The organism is Bradyrhizobium sp. KZN70725 (genome assembly GCF_055264925.1).
The window spans coordinates 1-486 of sequence record NZ_JBUYWT010000213.1 but is presented as its reverse complement, the minus strand read 5'-3'; the positions used below and the strand labels follow the sequence as shown (position 1 = coordinate 486).

Genomic DNA, 486 nt, shown 5'->3' with positions numbered 1-486 from the left:
CACACGAGTGTGGCCGTCGGCTACGTGCGCAGCAGCGACGACAGGCTTGAGCTGGATCCGGACAGGCGGGTGCGCGAGGCGCTCCATTTGGCGTTCCGTAAGTTTGCCGAGCTTGGCAGCGTGCGCCAGGTCGCGATTTGGTTATGCGATAACGGCATCAAGATTGCCGATTGTCGTGTATGGTCCACGCGGCCGAATGGTGGAGTGGCGGCTGCCACGCTACAATACGATTCACCGGCTGCTGACCAATCCGATCTATGCTGGCGCTTACGTATTTGGTCGGACCGGCTCGCAGGTTCGAATCGAAGCCGGCCGCAAGCTGGTCACCCGTAATGTACGGCGAACGCAGAAAGACTGGGAAGTTCTGATTCGTGATCATCACGACGGCTACATCTCCTGGCAGGATTACGAGAACAATCAACGGACCATCAACGGGAACGCTAACATGAAGGGCGCGATGGTGCCGGGATCGGTGCGCAATGGCGG

At 59.3% G+C, this 486-nt stretch carries 1 protein-coding gene; it reads left to right on the top strand.

Annotation, left to right across the window (positions count from 1 at the left end; translation table 11 throughout):
- Positions 1-163: 163 nt before the first annotated feature.
- Positions 164-486, top strand: a 323-nt coding sequence (locus ACZBJS_RS42770; RefSeq protein WP_463440362.1) for a recombinase family protein, incomplete at its 3' end; no start/stop codon positions are given.